Below are 15,053 nucleotides of genomic sequence, written 5' to 3'. Positions count from 1 at the left end.
GTTGGTTTTATAAGCTGGCCATGACTTTATCGGCGGCCGCGATGGTTTTGGCAATATCTTCATCAGAATGCATGATAGAAATAAAGCCGGCTTCATAGGCTGAAGGCGCTAAATAGATGCCTTCTTGTAACATCCCGTGATAGAAACGCTTGAATCTTTCCATATCACCCTTGGCAACCTGGGCAAAGCGGCTGATGGATTTTTCTTCACTAAAGAAGAAACCAAACATCCCCCCTGCGTGGTTGGTGGTAAATGGAATAGAGTGGGCGTCGGCTACCTGTTGTAAGCCTTGCACTAGCTTGACGGTCTTGGCTTCTAGCTGATCAAAGAAACCTGGTTCTTTTAGCATGTGCAACGTCGTTAGGCCTGCTGCCATGGCGATGGGGTTGCCTGAAAGCGTGCCGGCTTGATAGACGGGACCGAGTGGCGCAATATGGCTCATGATTTCTTTCTTACCGCCAAAGGCACCCACCGGCATGCCGCCACCGATAACTTTGCCATAGGTGGTGAGGTCGGCTTGCACGCCATAGCGCCCTTGGGCACCCTGTAAACCTACTCTAAAACCACACATTACTTCATCAAAAATCAGCACGCTACCATGCTCATCACACACTTCACGCAGTGTCTCTAAAAAACCTGGCTCTGGTAGGATACAGTTCATATTACCAGCAACCGGTTCTACAATAATGCAGGCGATTTGGTCACCGATTTCATTAAAGACTTTGCGTACTTCGTCGGCATCATTATGCGTAAGCGTCAGAGTATGGTTGGCGAGTGAATCAGGTACGCCTGGTGAGGAGGGTACGCCCAAGGTTAATGCGCCTGAACCGGCTTTAACCAATAGCGAATCTGAGTGACCATGGTAGCAGCCTTCAAATTTTACAATCTTGTCGCGTCCAGTATAGCCGCGAGCTAAACGTATGGCTGTCATGGTGGCTTCGGTACCTGAGCTGACCATTCTGACCATTTCAATGCTGGGTACTAGCTCACACACTAGATCAGCCATGGTGGTTTCCATAACAGTTGGTGCGCCAAAGGTTAAACCAAATTCGGCTTGACGTTGGACAGCAGCTATCACATCAGGATGAGCATGGCCTAAAATGGCCGGGCCCCATGAACCGACATAATCGATGTATTGTTTATCATCTTCGTCAGTTAAATAGGCACCTTTTGCGGCTTTAAAAAAAACCGGGTCACCACCGACGCCTTTAAATGCTCGAACGGGCGAGTTAACACCACCTGGGATGTGTTTTTGTGCTGCAATAAATAAATCGTGAGAACGTGACATAATTTCCTTCTAAAACTTATTCAGACCAAGAACTATAACCGTTAAAAAGTACCCGAGCCTGGTCATAACCAATCAAACGTAAGGCCATGTGGGCTTTTGACGATAAAATGCCCGTATCACAATAAAGTACAATCATTTTGTCATCTGGGATTTGATCAAGTTCGCTGAGAACAAAACGCCAATCGATGTTGACGGCTCCGGGTATGTGGCTTTGGTTGTAGTCTTGTTCCTGACGCGCATCAATGATGAACACTTCTTGTTCATTCATCATGGCTTTTAATTGGTCAGCGGTAATCACACCGTCACCAAAGGCCGCCATTTCCATGTAGTCTTGTAGTACGGCAATAAGATCATCTTGGTCAACGGCTTTAGCGGGTTGTGTAACACCTAGTGCAACAACAGAGGCAAGAAGTAAGGGTTTAATTAGTGTTTTCATCATCAAATACTCTTGTTAAAACTGTGGGCTTAATTGATTGATGCGGGTATGTAAAAACTCCATATCGGCATCACCAATTTTGCGGTAAACAATATTGCCATTGGGCGCAATCAAAAAGGTGGTCGGTGTTAAGCGAATATTGCCAAAGGCTTCACTTAGTGCGCCATCGGTATCCTGGATAAAGTTAAATGGATAGGGGTTAGCAGCAATAAAGTTAGCTACGTGATGCGGCGGATCATAATCCATTGAAATGGCTAGCAACTCAAAACGATCACCATACTCTTCTTTAAGCTTGGCCAGGTCTGGCATTTTACTAATACAGCTTGGACAGGAGGTCGCCCAGAAATTAACTAATACCGGTTTTTTGGGTAAGTTGAGGTTTAAGGTTTGACCATCACTTGCTGTAACCGTAACAGCAGGTGCTTTTTCTCCACCTGATACAGTGAAGTAAGCCAACAAACCAATCAAAGCAGCAACAACTAAACCAAGTGAAACAACAGGTAGGTTTTTCATTTCAAGGCTCCTATAAAAAATGCTTATTTATGTAGCAAGTAGGGTTTCAACCCCATTTTTGCCACCACAAAGGAAGATGTCGGCTTTGCGACGAGCAAATAAACCATTGGTGACCACTCCTACAATTTGATTGAGCTCGGTTTCTAAGCCGACTGGGTCAGTAATGGTTAAACCATGCACATCTAGAATAATATTGCCGTTATCGGTCGTGAATCCTTCACGTAATACAGGTTCACCGCCAAAGCGTTTAACAATTTCGCGGGCAACATAGCTTCTTGCCATCGGAATCACTTCAATCGGTAAGGGGAACTTGCCAAGGTGTGCGACTTTTTTACTTTCATCTGCAATACAGACAAATTGTTTAGCAACTGCTAGAACAATCTTCTCGCGTGTTAAGGCACCGCCGCCGCCTTTAGTTAGGTGTAAACCTGGATCGGCTTCATCCGCGCCATCAATATAAACCGAAATTTCACTGACGCTGTTTAAGTCAAGCACAGGAATGCCGTGTTGCTTTAAGCGAGCTGCAGAGGCTTCAGAACTGGCGACAGTGCCTTCAATGGTATGTTTGATTTTAGCTAATTCGTCGATAAAGAAGTTGGCTGTTGATCCGGTACCTACGCCGATAATGGTGTCTGGCACAACATAATCAATTGCGGCTTGTGCAACGAGTTTTTTTAATTCGTCTTGAGTCATAGCGTTTGTCACACCTTTAGTAAATTAAAGTAAATAAATCTCAAACATGGCATATTATCAAAGTTCTGCAACTAAGAGTATGTTGATTAACTCAAATTCTTAGTTAGACTAATAAAGTTTGCTAAATAATTGAGGTTAAAAATGAGAAAGTTTGCGTGGTTAGGTTTGTTAGTGACCAGTTTACTTGTAACAGGTTGTTTGAAAAGTCAGCCTTCCAATTTGGCGGTTGAGGTGATGGCAAAACGCTATTGGCACGACCAGCTGGCAATGCAACCGCATTTTCCAATCGAGCGGGTGCGTATTGTAAGTCAGTTTCATGAAGCGTCAGACCGTTACATTGCCGTGGTTGAGTATCATGTTACGAGTAAGGTAGATGAAGCGCAGTTAATTAATTTGATCCAGCAGGCGGATGCAGCAGGTCGTTCATCAGAGTTTGATCAGCCGGGAGTGAGGCAAGTGATTGAGCAACTGCCTAATCGGTTTTTAGCCAACCAGCCGATGAGTTTTACCAAAACGCTTGCCTTTGCAGATGGGCCCAGAGGCTGGTTATTGGCCGAGGAAGTGGCTCGGCCTTAACTTAAATCGTCTAGATTTGCTTTAAGGGGTGCCAAAGCAAAGCGATGTCACCTCATTAAAGTGCTTGACGTAATGAATAGTCATGCCTGCTAGCAAATAATCAGGGAGTAGCGCAACGTCGCGCTGATTTTGTGCCGGTAAGATGATTTCAAAAATTTTGGCGCGTTTGGCCGCCACCAGTTTTTCACGAATCCCGCCCACAGGCATTACACGGCCGACTAGGCTGAGCTCGCCGGTCATCGCGATGTCTCGCTGAAGAGGTTGCTGGGTTGCTAGCGATACCAGGGCACACGCCATGGTAATCCCCGCACTGGGGCCATCTTTAGGGGTGGCACCATCTGGCACGTGTAGGTGAATTTGACTGGTTTCAAAGAAGTCCTCAGCTATGCCAAGTGCAGGTGCGTGACTTTGTACAAAGCTGTAAGCCAGCTCTGCCGACTCTTGCATCACCTTGCCAAGTTGACCAGAGAGTTTAATGCCGTGGCCATGTCCGTGCACACGTGTCGCTTCTATATTGAGCGTGGCACCGCCCATGGCCGTCCAAGCGAGTCCGGTAATAATGCCGATTTCCATGCTATCACGTTGTTCATTAAACAGTGCCGGCCCCAAATAGTCGGCGATATTTTTGGCAGTTATTTTCACCGGCTCATCAGGGGCTTTTACGCGCTTCATTGCCGCCTTGCGCAGCAGTTTAGCCAGTTGTTTTTTTAAATTACGGACACCCGATTCACGAGCATAATCTTCAATGACCTTTACAATAGCTTGCTTGTTAAGTTGAACGGCTTGCTTGCTCAATCCAGCTTCTTTTAGTAGGCCTGGCCACAGGTATTGATTAGCAATCGCCGTTTTTTCTTCTGTGATATAACCACTCAGGCGAATCACTTCCATGCGATCGAGAAGTGGGCCAGGGATCGTTTCTAATTGATTGGCCGTGCAAATAAATAACACTTGGGATAAATCAACTCGCAAGTCTAAAAAATGATCCAAGAAGTGCTGGTTTTGTTCAGGGTCGAGCACTTCGAGTAGGGCTGAAGCAGGATCGCCTTGGTAGGATGAGCCCATCTTATCAACTTCATCAATTAGGATAACGGGGTTAGCGGTTTGGCAGTCTTTAAGGGCTTGAATGAATTTACCCGGCATGGCGCCAATATAAGTACGACGATGACCTTTTATTTCTGCCTCATCACGCATGCCACCAACAGAAAAACGATAAAACTCCCGGCCTAAAGCATCGGCAATGCTGCGGCCAATGGAGGTTTTGCCCACACCGGGCGGGCCTACGAAACAAATAATCGAACCGGCGACCTTACCGCGAATCTGTGACAAAGCTAAAAACTCTAAAATGCGTTCTTTGACATCGTCTAAGCCATAGTGGGCTCGGTTGAGCACCCTCTCGGCACGAGTGAGATCGAGTTTATCTTGGCTAGTATGTTGCCAGGGCAGTTGTGTGGCCCAGTCTAGCCAATTTCGGGTGACGCCATATTCGGCCGACTGTTGGTCAAGATTGCGCAGTTTATTGATTTCATCACGAATTTTTTTCGCCGGCTCATCGGCAATCTTGAGCGCATCAAGCCGTTGCTCAAATCGTTCGACATCTTCGCCTTGACTATCTTGCTGGATGCCCAGTTCTTTTTGAATTTCTTTGAGTTGTTGGCGAAGGAAAAATTGTTTTTGATGTTCGGTCATGTTTTCTTCCACACGCTCGCGAATACTAAACTGCAAACGGGTGACTTCAATCTCATGCTTAAACAGGGCGAGGACTTTTTCAAGCCGCTCGACCAAATCCAAGGTTTCAAGCACATCCTGCAGAGATTCCGCTTTGGCGGTGGTGACAGCGGCTGCAAAATCAGCTAGTTGTTGGGGGTCTTCCGGGTTATAGCGATTGAGGAAAAAGCGTAACTCCTCACTATATAATGGGTTTAGTGGCAATAGTTCACGAAATGCGTTCATAATCGCTAAACCATAGGCTTTGTATTCTTGGTCAGTGCCATTTTTGATGTCCGCCGGATAAGAAACCTGAGTGGCATAGGGGCTGGTTTCATTTACCCAATCATTGATTTGAAAACGACACACGCCCTCAGCAATAAACTGAATATATTGGTCTTTTATTTTCACATCAGTCATCTTAACCAAAGTACCAATTTTGCGGAACTCATCAGGAAGAGCGTTTTGATGGTCATCATTATCAACATAAACAACGCCGACAAAGTCAGGGCCAGAGGATTTTTGGATCGCACGAAAAGTCTTTAACCAGGCTTTTTTATTTAAGACTACCGGTAGGGTTTGGCCAGGAAAGAAAGGCCGATCTTTAATGGGTATTAAATATAGAATGTCGGGGTACCCAAGCTGCTCGCTTGCAGACTCCAGTGCCACAGGCAAATCGAGGTGCGCGTCTGTTTCAGTCGTTACCGCTGTATTTAGCGGTGTTTCGTGATTAAGATTGCTCATAGGGTCCTTGGTGTCAGAGTTTATTATCTAGTTATATTTAAGGTATCATATGGCGTCTTAAGGTTTAAATTTCAAGGGGCAGCAATGCAAATGGTTAAAATTGGACTGGTGACTATTTCAGATCGTGCCAGTACTGGGGTCTACGAAGACTTAGGCGGCCCAGCAATGTATGATTGGCTAACGAGTGCACTTAGCTGTCCATGGCATGCTGTTAAACATATCATTGCAGATGAACAGGCGTTGATTGAGCAAACATTAATTAAACTGGCCGATGAAGAAGGCTGTTGTTTGATTTTAACGACTGGTGGCACCGGTCCGGCGAAACGCGATGTTACACCAGAGGCCACACTAGCCGTAGCGGATAAGGTTTTGGATGGGTTTGCAGAGCAAATGCGGGCCGTGTCACTAAAGTATGTGCCTACGGCTATTTTATCTCGCCAAGTTGCGGTAATTCGTAATCAAAGCTTGATTATTAATCTGCCCGGTAAGCCAACTGCTATTGCCGAGTGTTTAGATGCGGTCTTCCCTGCGGTACCTTATTGTATTGATCTGATTGATGGCCCATTTATAACCACCCATAGCGATAGGGTACAGGCGTTTAGACCCAAACATGCCAAGCAGGTCGCCGATGAGTAAGTTGACCGATTTAAGTGATGATTTTGACTATCAACATGATGGTTTAGAAACGCTACTCGACTTTGTGCGTTGGGGTGCCAAGTTATTTACGCAAGCAGGCCTGGTATTTGGTCATGGTACGGATAATCCGTTTGATGAGGCATTAATTTTGTCCTGTCATAAGCTGTCATTACCCTTGGAACGAGTTGAGCAGTACTTGAATGCTCGTCTAACCTTTGCAGAACGAACCTGTCTAACGGAGTTGTTTATTTTGCGTATTCAATCAAGGCAGCCCGCGGCCTATTTAACCGGTCAAGCTCGCTTTGCTGGGTTGGATTTTTATGTCAATCAACACACGCTAGTGCCGCGTTCGCCGATGGCTGAACTTATTGAAAAGGGCTTTCAGGGTTGGTTGGTTGAAGATGAAGTTGAACGCGTATTAGACCTATGTACGGGTTCGGGTTGTATTGGTATAGCGAGTTTGCAAGCCTTTGATGCAGCACAGGTTGATTTAGTGGATATCTCGGCTGAAGCACTCGCTGTGGCGCAAAAAAATATTGCCCGTTATGGTTTAGAAGGCCAGGTGCGGGCAATTCAATCAGATTTGTTTAATGCCCTTGAAGGTGAGCGTTACGATGTTATTTTGTCGAATCCGCCTTATGTCGATGCGATTGAAATGGCCGCTTTAGCCCCCGAGTATCAAGCTGAGCCGGCATTAGGTTTGGCGGCAGGTGTCGATGGTTTAGACCTGGTTCGCCGCATCTTAGCTCAAGCTGCCGATCATTTAACAGATAATGGCGTGTTGATTGTTGAAGTCGGGGTGAGTCAGCACTTTGTTGAGCAGGTTTATGAAGGCTTACCTTTGTATTGGTTTGAGTTTGAACAGGGCGGCGAAGGGGTGTTTGCGATTAGCCGTGAAGAATTGTTGCTATTTGACGACCTGCTTCAGTCGAGGTATAAAGAACTTAGTTGAGCGTCTTAGATTAAATACGGCACAGGAGCATGCAGATGAAGGGGGTAAGACAATGGCTAGGTTCGCTGGTTATGATGCCATTTATGTTGCCATTGATTGCGGTATGTTCACTGCCTGCTTACGCTAATCTATTAGACCTTGAAGCCGAGTTCCAAGCCTTTCAAGCCCAAAATCCAGAATTGGTAACGGATAATGGCACAGCGACTGATGAATCGGCTCGTAATGCTGCTAGCCCCGAAGCAACTGAAGCCACAACGGCTGCTGAACCCTTAACGGCGGCGCCGGCACCAGCACCAGCCCAACCTGAAGTTTTGCCAGATTGGAGCTATCAGGGTGACAATGGCCCCGATGCTTGGGGTTCGTTACATGAGGCATTTCGTTGTTGTCAGCGCGGCCGAGCACAATCACCGGTTAATTTGGTCACAGAGCAAGCCGCGAGTGTGATGAATCTGAGCGAGTTAGCTACGGATTATCGGGCGATGCCTTTGCGCTTACAAAAATCTTCGGCGCGTTTAGTCAGTCCTATTCCGTTGGGAAGTCCATTGATCAAAGCCGGGTCCCAATATCAACTACTTGAAGTGCAATTTAAAACCCCGAGTGAACATCAACTGGATGGTTTTAACTATCCGCTAGAAATCCAGTTCCATCATCGTGATGGCGAGGGTCAAGCACTCGTGGTGAGCGTGCTTGTTAAAGAGGGACAGCGTCATCCACAGCTTGAGCAGATATTAAATCATTTACCGCGTGACGCTGATCGTTTACGAATTTATGAGGGTGTGCCGTTTCAGCCGATTAATTTGTGGCCTAGATCGCGTGATTACTTTCGATATTTGGGTTCCCAAACCCAGCCTCCTTGTGAGGAAGGGGTGGTATGGGTGGTAATGCGTGAACCGATCGAAGCGTCTATTCGACAAATTTTGGGCTTTCAAGATGTGTTAGGTCACAATGCGCGACCTATTCAGCCGCTGAATGGACGTTTGCCCCTCAAGTCTTGGCAAGATGCGCCGATTCAGCCCACTCAAACCCAGCAGGATAGTCGGCGTCTAGACGGCTATCGTGGCTATTTTTTTAGTTTTTAGTATTAATGATAGAGAGAAGCATAGATGGCCGGTAATAGCCTCGGACAAGTATTTCGTGTGACCACATTTGGTGAAAGTCATGGTATTGCATTAGGTTGTATTGTAGATGGTTGTCCACCAGGCCTGCCACTCACTGAGGCAGATATTCAGCAGGAGTTGGATCGACGCAAACCGGGGACATCTAAATTCACCACGGCTCGTCGTGAATCCGATCAAGTTAAAATTCTTTCGGGCGTTTTTGAAGGGGTGACCACTGGCACACCGATTGGGTTATTAATTGAAAACACCGACCAGCGTTCGCAAGACTATTCCAAAATTGCGGAAGTGTTTCGTCCAGCGCATGCCGACTACACCTATACCCAAAAATATGGTTTGCGTGATTACCGGGGCGGCGGGCGTTCTTCTGCGCGCGAAACCGCTATGCGTGTGGCAGCAGGCGCAATTGCAAAAAAATATCTGCGTGAGCGGTTAGGGGTAGAGGTTAGAGGTTATTTATCACAGCTTGGGCCAGTAAGTATTGAACAGGTTGATTTTAATGTTATTGATACCAATCCATTCTTTTGCCCTGATTTTAATAAAATTGCCGAGATGGAAGAGTACATGACCGCGTTGAAAAAAACCGGTGATTCAATCGGTGCGAAAATTACCATTGTGGCCTCTGGCGTGCCAGTGGGATTAGGCGAACCGGTTTTTGATCGTTTAGATGCGGACTTGGCCCATGCACTGATGAGCATTAATGCTGTTAAAGGCGTTGAAATTGGCGATGGCTTTGCTGTGGTTAATCAAAAGGGGACCGAACATCGTGATGAAATGTCGCCAGAGCAAGGGTTTTTATCGAATCATGCTGGCGGCATAGTGGGGGGGATTTCATCTGGCCAAGATATTATTGCTCATATTGCGTTAAAACCGACCTCGAGTGTGACGGTGCCAGGGAAGAGTATCAATATGCACGGCGAAGCGGTGGATATGATTACTAAGGGGCGGCATGACCCCTGTGTGGGAATTCGTGCTACCCCGATTGCTGAGGCACAAATGGCGATTGTGCTGTTGGATCATTTTATGCGTCACCGTGCACAGAATGCCGATGTCGTGCCGCCCGTTATGGATTTAGCTAAACTTGCCAAATCAACCTGAGCAGGTAGCTCATCCGTCTAGTCTAGCTACGCCGACGGGGATTCCTCGTCGGCGTTTGTCGTTGTACTACTTTTTTTATTTCACCTTGTTTGGTACGTTTCTACCCTTTTTTGGCCTCTATATGCAGGGCTTGGGGTTCAATGCATTAGAAATCGGTCAAGTGATGGCGGCGCTGATTGGCACCAAAATTATTGCGCCCTATTTTTGGGGTTGGTTAGCTGATCATTCCGGCAAAATGATGCTTTGGATTCGTATCGCGATGGCGCTAGCGACCCTTACGGCAGCAGGCCTGCTATGGGCAGCAGATTTTTGGTCGTTGTTATTGGTCGTGCTGTTGTTTAGCTTCTTTTGGCACGGTGGTTTGCCCTTATTTGAGGCCTATACCTTTAGCCAGTTAGGCAGTAAAAAAGTAGACTATGGCAAGATTCGGTTATGGGGTTCACTGGGTTTTATTGCGGCGGTGTTGCTGTTAGGTTGGCTGTTTAGTCACTGGGGGCTGGCAGGTTTTCCTTGGGTTATTTTAGCGTTGTTTCTGCTGCTTAGTTTGGTGACCTTCACACTGGTGGATCAGCCAGATTCGGCTGATCAGCATGCCGATACCGCTAAGACATCGCTTTGGCCGGTGTTGTTATCACCCATCGTGTTGGCCTTGCTGGCAGTCAGTTTCTTGATCCAGTTTTCCCATGGCACCTACTATAATTTTTTCTCCATTCATTTAAGCGAATATGGCTATTCTACCCAAACAATCGCAGGCTTATGGACGTTGGGTGTCGTGGCTGAAATCTTTGTATTTTTAGCCATGGGATGGCTATTGCGGCATCTGTCTATTATGCTATTGCTAATGTGCAGCTTAGGTTTAACCTTGCTTAGGTGGCAGTTAAGTTTATGGGGTGTCGAAAGCCTGAGTGCCTTATTGGTCGCGCAATTATTTCATGCGGCAAGCTTTGGCCTTTATCATGCTGTGGCACTGCATTTAATTGATAGTTTGTTTAATGGTGCGTTACGCAGTCGTGGTCAAGCGGTTTATGCGGCGACCAGTCAAGGCTTGGGAGGCGCGATGGGTGCGCTAATTGCCGGACTTACCTGGTCTATCGGTGGCGCCTTGTTATCCTATATGCTATCGTCCTTAGCGGTGTTATTGGCCATCATGATTGCGTGGTTTGGACTAAGACGTTTGCAGGTTTAAGTTGAGACTTAGGCTAAATTGAATTATCAACCCAGGAGGATTACAGATGCGAATGTTGCATACTATGTTACGAGTCGGTGATTTACAACGTTCAATTGATTTTTATACCCAAGTGATGGGGATGTCGTTGTTGCGTCAAAAGGACTATCCAAAAGGCGAGTTTACCCTGGCGTTTTTAGGCTATGGCGACGAATCAGACCACACGGTATTAGAATTAACCTATAACTGGGGTGTCAGTGAATATGAAATGGGCACCGCTTATGGCCATATTGCGATAGAAGTAGCGGATGTCTATGAAGCGGCCGCCACGGCCAAAGCCAAGGGTGCTAAAATTCTGCGCGAAGCAGGCCCCATGAATGCCGGCACAACGATTATTGCGTTTATTGAAGATCCTGACGGCTACCCGATTGAATTGATTGGTGCTGATCATGTTCGTACTTGAAATATACAATTTTTAATTGATAACGTCTCAACAAGGAAAACTAAATGAGTCAATTTGATAATGTCACCGTATTAAAAGCTGCCAATATTTATTTTGATGGCAAGGTAACCAGTCGTGTTGTTAAATTTGCGGATGGTTCGCGTAAAACACTAGGTATTATGATGCCGGGTGACTATGAGTTTGGCACGGATGAAGATGAGTTAATGGAAATTATGGCGGGTGAAGTCGAGGTGTTGTTGCCTGGGTCAAGTGCTTGGCAGACGATCAAAGCCGGTGAGTCTTTTGAGGTGCCAGCTAATGCTAAGTTTGGTATCAAAGTGAAGTCAGTCACCGATTACTGCTGTTCGTATTCCTAATGACAGATTTTGGCGCTCATGCGGCGCATTATCAATTTGCGGGTTTTATAGACCTGCTCAAACACTTAATTCGTCAACCTTCTGTGGTGGGTGCAGAGCATTCTTTTTTTCGGGTATTACAACGTGAACTAGAAGAGCGTGGAGCGCGCGTAACCTGGTATGAAGGATTATTGGTTGCACAGGGTAATGCGCCGCAAAGTGCCATGTTATCGGCTCATGTTGACCGTCATGGCTTAATTTGTACTGGTCCCAATGAGTTCCAATATGCCGCATTTGTTTCGGGTCATCGTTCGGACTTATTAGGCAATGCGGTGAGCGAAGAACTGATGCAAAAAATCAGTGAGCGTTTTGATGCGACACCGGTAATGGCCTATGAGCCTTGGTCCGGTGCCTATCGTGGTTCGGGCGTCATCAAAAATACCTTTATTTGTGAGTTTCGCAACAACCTAATTTTTGAGCTAGAAGGGCTTGAACATCTGGTAGCCGGCACACCGGTGGCTTTTCGTGATAGCTTAAAAGTAGATCAGTCGTTATTAAGTGGTCAATTAGACAATGTGCTAACGGCGGCGCTATTGGTGCATTTGTTTAGCTTAGGTTTTCAAGGCACGGCTTTTTTTACTGCCCAGGAAGAGTCAGGTTCGAGTTGGCGTTATTTGCTAGAGTGGTTTCGTCGTTTTGGCGGCTCTACCAATCGCTTGATTGTATTAGATACAAGTCCTTATCCCAATCGAGAGGCGGCGGATGTCCAGGAGTTAGTGTTGCGTAAAAAAGATGCCCATGCCTCCTATAATGCACAGACTACCTCGAGCCTGGCTGAGCTGTGTGATCAATTGGGGATTCGGTATAGTTTTAAAGATCAGTATGTTGAGCAGCAAAACAAGGTTGCGCAGCAGCAAGGGCAAGCTGCGCGTTCGCTGGGTAGTACGGAAATGGGGCGCATCACCTTGGCCTCAAACGGGTTTGTGCAAGGCACAACACTGCAGATTCCCACTACGGGTTATCACACCATGCAAGAAACAGCGACCATTGCGTCCTGCTTAGGTTTTTTACGCCTGCTTAGTCACCTGGCAGAAATGAACCAGGCCTGATAAACCTTAAGGTAATACAAACCCAATAGTATGTTGCACATCGCGGAGGGTTTTTTGGGCTTGGGTGCGGGCATTCTCAGCGCCTGTTTTAAGCACCGCGTTAAGATAAGCTTCATCCTCACGGATTTGGTAAAAGCGCTGCTGAATCGGTGCAAGATACTCGACAATCAATTCCCCAAGCTCTACTTTTAAATGGCCGTACATTTTGCCTTCAAAGTGTTGAACGACCTGTTCAATCGTTTTTCCGCTAATAACCGAATAGATTGTGAGTAGGTTCGACACACCGGGCTTATTGTCAAGATCATATTCGATAACCTCACCCGAGTCGGTGACGGCTTTTTTGCATTTTTTGAGAATGGTTTTTGGGTCGTCGAGTAGCGCGATGAAGTTATTTTTATTGCTATCAGATTTTGACATTTTGCTAGTCGGGTCTTGCAAGCTCATAATTCGCCCACCGGATGTGGCTGGCGCAATAAAAGGTTCGGGGATTTTGAAGATTTCACGTTCAAAACGGTTATTGAAGCGATGGGCGAGGTCACGCGTCAGCTCTAGGTGTTGTTTTTGATCAGCCCCAACGGGCACTAATTCTGTTTGGTAGAGCAAAATATCGGCGGCCATTAACACCGGATAGTTGAATAAACCCGCATTAATATTGTGTTCGTGTTTTTGTGATTTATCTTTAAATTGCGTCATGCGATTGAGTTCACCCATATAGGTTGCGCAATTCAGAATCCAGGCAAGTTCAGCGTGTTCTGGCACTTGTGATTGAATGAATACGGTACTTTTTTGTGGGTCGATGCCAGAGGCGAGGTACAGTGCTACAAAGTCAAGGCTACGCTTAATGAGATCTTGTGGATTTTGCTCGACAGTAATGGCGTGCATATTGACCAGTGAAAACAGACATTGATAGTCATCCTGTAGCTTCACCCAATTTTTTATTGAGCCAATATAGTTGCCTAGCATCAGGTCGCCAGAAGGTTGGATGCCGCTAAATAAAATGGGTTTTGCCATGATCAGTCTCGCGTAAAAATTAAAGGCGTATCTTAGCGCAATTTGTATTCAATCGGTACCGTATGCGTCCAGCGCTCACGGTTTATTTGTGCTGGAAAAGGTCTAAACTGATTATTCATATGCGTTTCGAAAATTTCAAGGGCCGCGTTATCAAGCAAGCGTTGTCCCGATGAATCGATGATTTCAATGTCAATAATTTGACCGTTAGCTAGGATGGTAAAGCGGATATAGACTTCACCTTGTAAGCCGCGGCGCTGCGCAATACGCGGGTAGGTGTTTTGTGCGTGTCGAGCCAGGGTTTCTGACAGCGCATTTAGATATTGTTGTTCAGCACGCGCAATATCGGCTTCATTAAAGCGCGGCCTCGGCGCAACCTGCTCAGGTTCAACAACTGGCTCAGGTTCAACGACTGGCTCAGGTTCAACGACTGGCTCAGGTTCAACAACTGGTTCAGGTTCAACGACTGGTTCAGGTTCAATAACTGGTTCAGGTTCAACGACTGGCTCAGGTTCAATAACTGGTTCAGGCTCAACAACAGGTTCAGGCTCAACAACAGGTTCAGGCTCAACAACAGGTTCAGGTTCAACAACAGGTTCAGGTTCAACAACAGGTTCAGGTTCAACAACAGGTTCAGGTTCAACAACAGGTTCAGGTTCAACGGCCGGCTCTGGTGGCGGCGCAAACATTGCGAGTGTAACAGGAACTGCACGCTCTATGCTGGGCGGTGGTTCTGTCGTGCGCTGGAGTAGCCAGCTCGCTAAGGCTAGCGCAAAAGCTAAATAGATAACGAGAGCAAGGATAAACCCCTTGCCTGAATCAGAGCGAAGCATTAGCTTTTGCGTTCCGTCAGAATGGTGATATTGTCATGTTGATATTTTTTAACAATATCCATCAAAGTAACAAAAAAATGAAACTCAACAGCCTGGTCAACGCGAAGTTGAATAAGGGTATTGCGATCTAATTGCGCCATTTTTTGGTTTAATCCATCCGTTTGAATCGGTTCACCGTCCCAATAAAGTTGACCGCTATTATCAAGTGATAGATTTAATTTTTCGCGGTCTTCAGGATTAAAACTGGCGGTATTTTCAGTTTTGGGTAGTTGAATATCGATTTTGTCATGCACAATAAACGAAGCCGTTAAAAGCACAATCGCCAGTAAAACCAACATCACATCAATCAGCGGGATGACATTCATCGAATCAAAGCGTTTCATGG

The 15,053-nt window shown here is 46.3% G+C and carries 17 protein-coding genes; 9 read left to right on the top strand and 8 right to left on the bottom strand.

What is annotated here, in order from left to right; all coding sequences use genetic code 11:
- Positions 1-7: 7 nt before the first annotated feature.
- The 4 genes from hemL to rpiA are packed head-to-tail and all read right to left on the bottom strand — an operon-like array spanning position 8 to position 2,930.
- On the bottom strand, positions 8-1,288 hold the full coding sequence (hemL, locus tag THIAE_RS07675) for a glutamate-1-semialdehyde 2,1-aminomutase (RefSeq protein ID WP_006460652.1): 1,281 nt from the start codon (positions 1,286-1,288) through the stop codon (positions 8-10).
- Positions 1,289-1,304: 16 nt separating this feature from the next.
- Complete coding sequence (locus THIAE_RS07670) at positions 1,305-1,727, bottom strand: rhodanese-like domain-containing protein (protein ID WP_239232366.1); 423 nt, start codon at positions 1,725-1,727, stop codon at positions 1,305-1,307.
- Between the two features lie 12 nt (positions 1,728-1,739).
- The gene (locus THIAE_RS07665) at positions 1,740-2,237 is read right to left on the bottom strand and encodes a TlpA family protein disulfide reductase (RefSeq protein WP_006460650.1); all 498 of its coding nucleotides are present in this window, start codon (positions 2,235-2,237) and stop codon (positions 1,740-1,742) included.
- A gap of 27 nt (positions 2,238-2,264) precedes the next feature.
- The gene (rpiA, locus tag THIAE_RS07660; RefSeq protein ID WP_006460649.1) at positions 2,265-2,930 is read right to left on the bottom strand and encodes a ribose-5-phosphate isomerase RpiA; all 666 of its coding nucleotides are present in this window, start codon (positions 2,928-2,930) and stop codon (positions 2,265-2,267) included.
- Between the two features lie 141 nt (positions 2,931-3,071).
- Here rpiA and THIAE_RS07655 point away from each other — a divergent pair, with 141 nt between their 5' ends.
- Positions 3,072-3,506 carry a hypothetical protein gene (locus tag THIAE_RS07655; protein WP_006460648.1) on the top strand — a complete coding sequence of 145 codons (435 nt, stop codon included), beginning with the start codon at positions 3,072-3,074 and terminating at the stop codon, positions 3,504-3,506.
- 21 nt (positions 3,507-3,527) lie between these two features.
- On the opposite strand, the gene lon is transcribed toward THIAE_RS07655, so the two are convergent.
- Positions 3,528-5,954: an endopeptidase La gene (gene lon, locus THIAE_RS07650; protein WP_006460647.1), complete on the bottom strand. Its 2,427-nt coding sequence runs from the start codon at positions 5,952-5,954 to the stop codon at positions 3,528-3,530.
- Positions 5,955-6,038: 84 nt separating this feature from the next.
- On the opposite strand from lon, the gene mog reads away from it, so the two are divergent.
- Genes mog through THIAE_RS07610 form a run of 8 tightly spaced genes read left to right on the top strand, consistent with a single transcriptional unit; the run spans position 6,039 to position 12,827 of the window.
- Positions 6,039-6,590, top strand: a complete 552-nt coding sequence (mog, locus tag THIAE_RS07645) for a molybdopterin adenylyltransferase (protein ID WP_006460646.1) — start codon at positions 6,039-6,041, stop codon at positions 6,588-6,590.
- Positions 6,583-7,542 (top strand): 50S ribosomal protein L3 N(5)-glutamine methyltransferase, encoded by a 960-nt coding sequence (gene prmB / locus THIAE_RS07640; protein ID WP_006460645.1) that lies wholly within the window; start codon positions 6,583-6,585, stop codon positions 7,540-7,542. The genes mog and prmB overlap by 8 nt, the downstream gene beginning before the upstream one ends.
- A 35-nt stretch (positions 7,543-7,577) precedes the next feature.
- Positions 7,578-8,621, top strand: a complete 1,044-nt coding sequence (locus THIAE_RS07635) for a carbonic anhydrase (protein WP_006460644.1) — start codon at positions 7,578-7,580, stop codon at positions 8,619-8,621.
- Positions 8,622-8,645: 24 nt separating this feature from the next.
- On the top strand, positions 8,646-9,755 hold the full coding sequence (aroC, locus tag THIAE_RS07630; protein ID WP_006460643.1) for a chorismate synthase: 1,110 nt from the start codon (positions 8,646-8,648) through the stop codon (positions 9,753-9,755).
- A complete protein-coding gene (locus THIAE_RS07625; protein ID WP_006460642.1) occupies positions 9,739-10,941 on the top strand; it encodes an MFS transporter in 1,203 nt (400 codons plus the stop codon). Before aroC ends, THIAE_RS07625 begins: the two co-directional genes overlap by 17 nt.
- Positions 10,942-10,987: 46 nt before the next feature.
- Positions 10,988-11,383, top strand: coding sequence for a lactoylglutathione lyase (gloA, locus tag THIAE_RS07620; RefSeq protein ID WP_006460641.1), 396 nt, complete (start codon positions 10,988-10,990; stop codon positions 11,381-11,383).
- Between the two features lie 44 nt (positions 11,384-11,427).
- Entirely contained in the window at positions 11,428-11,739 is a 312-nt protein-coding gene (gene ppnP / locus THIAE_RS07615; RefSeq protein WP_006460640.1) for a pyrimidine/purine nucleoside phosphorylase, read from the top strand.
- A complete protein-coding gene (locus tag THIAE_RS07610) occupies positions 11,739-12,827 on the top strand; it encodes a hypothetical protein (protein ID WP_006460639.1) in 1,089 nt (362 codons plus the stop codon). Before ppnP ends, THIAE_RS07610 begins: the two co-directional genes overlap by 1 nt.
- Before the next feature lie 6 nt (positions 12,828-12,833).
- Here THIAE_RS07610 and trpS read toward each other — a convergent pair whose 3' ends face one another.
- From trpS to THIAE_RS07595, 3 genes are read right to left on the bottom strand one after another with little or no spacing between them, the layout of a single operon-like run.
- A complete protein-coding gene (gene trpS / locus THIAE_RS07605; protein WP_006460638.1) occupies positions 12,834-13,838 on the bottom strand; it encodes a tryptophan--tRNA ligase in 1,005 nt (334 codons plus the stop codon).
- Between the two features lie 32 nt (positions 13,839-13,870).
- Positions 13,871-14,668 (bottom strand): energy transducer TonB, encoded by a 798-nt coding sequence (locus THIAE_RS07600; protein WP_006460637.1) that lies wholly within the window; start codon positions 14,666-14,668, stop codon positions 13,871-13,873.
- Positions 14,668-15,051, bottom strand: a complete 384-nt coding sequence (locus THIAE_RS07595; RefSeq protein WP_006460636.1) for a biopolymer transporter ExbD — start codon at positions 15,049-15,051, stop codon at positions 14,668-14,670. The genes THIAE_RS07600 and THIAE_RS07595 overlap by 1 nt, the downstream gene beginning before the upstream one ends.
- Positions 15,052-15,053 lie beyond the last annotated feature (2 nt).

Origin of the sequence: Thiomicrospira aerophila AL3, from assembly GCF_000227665.2 — a bacterium.
In the GTDB taxonomy this organism is placed as follows: Bacteria; Pseudomonadota; Gammaproteobacteria; order Thiomicrospirales; family Thiomicrospiraceae; genus Thiomicrospira; species Thiomicrospira aerophila.
Note: the sequence above shows the minus strand (reverse complement) of the source record. Positions and strands in the feature narration are given on the sequence as shown.

Coding starts and splice junctions, on each gene's coding strand:
- mog (WP_006460646.1), top strand. CDS start 6,039: ATGCAAATGGTTAAAATTGGACTGGTGACTATTTCAGATCGTGCCAGT.
- hemL (WP_006460652.1), bottom strand. CDS start 1,288: ATGTCACGTTCTCACGATTTATTTATTGCAGCACAAAAACACATCCCA.
- THIAE_RS07595 (WP_006460636.1), bottom strand. CDS start 15,051: ATGAAACGCTTTGATTCGATGAATGTCATCCCGCTGATTGATGTGATG.
- ppnP (WP_006460640.1), top strand. CDS start 11,428: ATGAGTCAATTTGATAATGTCACCGTATTAAAAGCTGCCAATATTTAT.
- trpS (WP_006460638.1), bottom strand. CDS start 13,838: ATGGCAAAACCCATTTTATTTAGCGGCATCCAACCTTCTGGCGACCTG.
- THIAE_RS07610 (WP_006460639.1), top strand. CDS start 11,739: ATGACAGATTTTGGCGCTCATGCGGCGCATTATCAATTTGCGGGTTTT.
- rpiA (WP_006460649.1), bottom strand. CDS start 2,930: ATGACTCAAGACGAATTAAAAAAACTCGTTGCACAAGCCGCAATTGAT.
- lon (WP_006460647.1), bottom strand. CDS start 5,954: ATGAGCAATCTTAATCACGAAACACCGCTAAATACAGCGGTAACGACT.
- gloA (WP_006460641.1), top strand. CDS start 10,988: ATGCGAATGTTGCATACTATGTTACGAGTCGGTGATTTACAACGTTCA.
- prmB (WP_006460645.1), top strand. CDS start 6,583: ATGAGTAAGTTGACCGATTTAAGTGATGATTTTGACTATCAACATGAT.
- THIAE_RS07665 (WP_006460650.1), bottom strand. CDS start 2,237: ATGAAAAACCTACCTGTTGTTTCACTTGGTTTAGTTGTTGCTGCTTTG.
- THIAE_RS07635 (WP_006460644.1), top strand. CDS start 7,578: ATGAAGGGGGTAAGACAATGGCTAGGTTCGCTGGTTATGATGCCATTT.
- THIAE_RS07600 (WP_006460637.1), bottom strand. CDS start 14,668: ATGCTTCGCTCTGATTCAGGCAAGGGGTTTATCCTTGCTCTCGTTATC.
- THIAE_RS07670 (WP_239232366.1), bottom strand. CDS start 1,727: ATGATGAAAACACTAATTAAACCCTTACTTCTTGCCTCTGTTGTTGCA.
- THIAE_RS07655 (WP_006460648.1), top strand. CDS start 3,072: ATGAGAAAGTTTGCGTGGTTAGGTTTGTTAGTGACCAGTTTACTTGTA.
- aroC (WP_006460643.1), top strand. CDS start 8,646: ATGGCCGGTAATAGCCTCGGACAAGTATTTCGTGTGACCACATTTGGT.